Origin of the sequence: Microcystis sp. M49636_WE2, from assembly GCF_030065375.1 — a bacterium.
GTDB lineage: Bacteria > Cyanobacteriota > Cyanobacteriia > Cyanobacteriales > Microcystaceae > Microcystis > Microcystis aeruginosa_C.
In genome coordinates this window covers 1-3,142 of the sequence record NZ_JASJFG010000423.1, presented here as the reverse complement: position 1 = coordinate 3,142, position 3,142 = coordinate 1, and the positions used below count along the sequence as shown (strand labels likewise).

Genomic DNA, 3,142 nt, shown 5'->3' with positions numbered 1-3,142 from the left:
GTAAGGAGATGCTACCGTTTCTGTAAAAATTTTGGGATTATGAAGAAGATATTTAATCTTTTAATCAACCTTAAACTATTTACTTTTCCTAATCTCCACAATTACGATGCTTTTTCATGTCTTATTTGAAAACGCTATATTTATTCAGCCAACCCTTTCTATGAAGAGACTTGACTTTCTACCCGTCCTATGCTATCTTGGCAGGTGTCCCTAACGGTATTTTTCGTGAGCAAAGCAATGATGTCTTTAAAAACCTCTTTAGCAGGGGCTGCTACCGCCATCGGTTTGACCGCCCTGGCCTATCCCGCCCAAGCCGCCCAGTTCAGCTTCACCTATAACGACGCCGCGAACATGATAGTTCTCAGTGGAATACTCACAGGTAACCAGAACACCCCTGGTGTTATCGATATCACGGGATTTAGTAATCTCGTGTATAATGGTGTTCCCCTTGCTTTCTCTACCTCGTCAGGGGGTACGGTCGATTCCTATTTTTCCAATCCTGGCAATCAAGCTAAGGCTAGTTTCGATGGTTCAGTGATGGATTTTGTGCTTTTCGATAGTGGGATGAGTGACTACGTTGGCTTTGGTCCTGGCATCAGCATTACGGGCCTGGCTTTCGCTTCAAATGTTCCTGGTGTTCCGGGTGACCTAGAGGGTAACGAAGTGCCATTTAATCCTAGTAATATGATGTGGGAAGCAGCACTCATCCCCGAACCTGGTGCTGTTGTCGGCCTATTGGGGTTAGGTTTGGGTGCCTTGGCTTCTAAAGTTATCAAAAAAGGTTAATTTTGATTTTCCCGATGAGAGGTGAGGGTGCAAGCAGTTCGATAGACGCACTGACCACCTTGTACTCCTCCCCCACAGGGTTTTTTCAGGATTGATGCCTAATTCCCCTAATCTTGCCGTTAACTGCTCGACTTTTGGTGAAGCCAGTTCTTTTTGTTGACGTTCAGATTTTTTGGACTGTCTCTCCAGAATAGCGGCTTCCACCGGTGTGGGGACTAACTCGCCCTTGGGACTAAAATAACACAATTTATCGGCGTAGATGCCTAAATATAACCCCAATTCTTCACTCCATAACCAACCTTGCTGATTGGGTTGAATCGGTTGATATTTGGCTCTTCTAGGTTCTGTGTGATAAGTTTAACTTATATAGTATCGATCAATCTTTGTGTCCTTTGTGTCTTTGTGGTTCCTTCCACTCGCTCGCTAGGAAGAATGTATCTTAGAATACATTTTGCCCACCAAACCTAAGAGAGCCGATATTTTCCCTCTTCTTGCCATACTACCCAACTTTTCCGGTTTTGGTTTCTAGTGGTTCCTAATACTACAAAAAAGTCAGATCCTCTAAAGTATTCTGATTTTTTCTGATTTGGGCTGTAGTAGATGGTTAAATTCCAGGTGCCAAAGTAATCTTCTCTATCTTGCCATAACCATTCTAGGCATTTTATCAATAAAATAATCTGGGTTAGATGTAAATTACTTTCCCAGGTTGGTTCATCACTCCAAAATTCGCCCTTGGGGAAGATTATCTGATCTTTTCGGTCGGTTTGGCTAGGGGATAGGGGTTGAGTCCTAGTCATGGTTATCTGCTAGGAATATTGACATCCTCGCCGCCGTAAAACGGACGGCGATTCCTCACCACGCCACTTTTTTAGGGTGGTTGCGTCAATGGGGTTGACGCAGATAGCGAAAAACGCTTAATTGCTTAAGTCTGACACTTTCGACCCGTCCGTTTTGAGTGTCCGAATGCCGGACGGCCACTTTGAACAAGTCGAAAAAATCTAATGTTCAACCTTATTTCCTAGAAAGTTTTACTCGTTCAAGGCCGAATTTGAATTCTTTTCTGAACAAAACCCCCTACTATCTGTTGTCAAGGTTCAGTTTTTAGCTTGGTTATCGCTTTTTCCATTGTAGCTTAAAGCCGTCCTAAAAGGACGGGGTTTTAACCCAAATTTTCGATAAAGGGCAACAGTAAAGGGATTGAGGGAGATTCAGCTAATCTCAGGATAGGTGCTTAAAATGCGTCCTAGCCTATTATTATGTGTTAATCTCATCTTTACAGATCAAAACCCCACATCGTCTCAGGAGACAATGGCCGCTAATTCTCGGAATAAATCGCCCGTTTTTCTCGGCTGTTCCAGCAGAATCGCTATTTTTTGCCTTTTGATGTTATTATCGGCGGCAATAGGCTGGTTAATCGGGAAACAGTGGGTTAAACATAGCAATCAACCCGAAACCGTTAAACCCGTTTTTGCCACGGAGGAAAATAATTTTAATTCTGCCACAGATACGGCATGGCAACGGAAAGCCGAGATGAGAAAGCGCCGTCTGGAGTTGGGAATTGATAGTCAGTTTTTTAAAAATCTTGTCAATGAATTGTTTAACCTCCGCTATGGGGATATCAAAGAGGAAAAACAGAAACAGGAACAAAGAGATATTTTAGCCGCAGAAATCCTCGATCGCTTAGAACGTCTCGATTCTGGCACTAGGGAAGCATTGGGTAGCTACGACGAGCAAAAGCGAGAAAAATGGCGAGAACAAGTGAATCAGTTACGATTAAGCAGTAGAGTCCTTAATTTACTCACTGATACTGCTTTTTTTAAGCTATTTCCCGAGTTGACAGAAAGACCAAATTTTGATGGCAGCCTGGGTCAACTGTGGAGCGGCTTGGCCTGGAATCAGTTACAATCTTTACAGTCTGGCCTATCCTACCAAGCGATCGAAAGTTTAGACGCGGGGGGGGAGGAAGTTATCGAGGCAATTCTCAGCCAGGGACAAGGAAAAGCCTATGCAATAAAATTGCGTTCCAGTGATCGGTTAAACTTAAATTTAGAGGCGGAAGGCGAAGTTTTACTATCTTTCTACTCTCCCAGTGGCAAAGTCACTCTCTTAGACAAGTCTAGCGATCGGCAATGGTCTGGTCAATTACCCGAAGAGGGATTTTATGAATTAGTTATTCTCCCCCAATCTTCTACCCCTGTTCACTTTCGCTTGCAGTTAAAAGTAAGTCAATGACTTTAACCGTCAGTTATCAGTTATCAGTTATCAGTTATCAGTTATCAGTTATCAGTTATCAGTTATCAGTTATCAGTTATCAGTTATCAGTTATCAGTTATCAGTTATCAGTTTACTGATAAGC

General features: G+C 42.8%; 2 protein-coding genes and 1 pseudogene. 2 read left to right on the top strand and 1 reads right to left on the bottom strand.

Annotated features, from left to right (window positions below):
• Positions 1 to 189 precede the first annotated feature (189 nt).
• A complete protein-coding gene (locus tag PX484_RS10110; protein WP_288103716.1) occupies positions 190 to 786 on the top strand; it encodes a PEP-CTERM sorting domain-containing protein in 597 nt (198 codons plus the stop codon).
• Between the two features lie 195 nt (positions 787 to 981).
• Here the strand turns inward: PX484_RS10110 and PX484_RS26005 are convergent.
• Positions 982 to 1,583 (bottom strand): annotated as a pseudogene (locus tag PX484_RS26005) (Uma2 family endonuclease); the annotation flags it as partial.
• A 511-nt stretch (positions 1,584 to 2,094) separates the two neighbouring features.
• Here PX484_RS26005 and PX484_RS10095 point away from each other — a divergent pair.
• A complete protein-coding gene (locus tag PX484_RS10095) occupies positions 2,095 to 3,018 on the top strand; it encodes a serine/threonine protein kinase (protein WP_287767787.1) in 924 nt (307 codons plus the stop codon).
• Positions 3,019 to 3,142 lie beyond the last annotated feature (124 nt).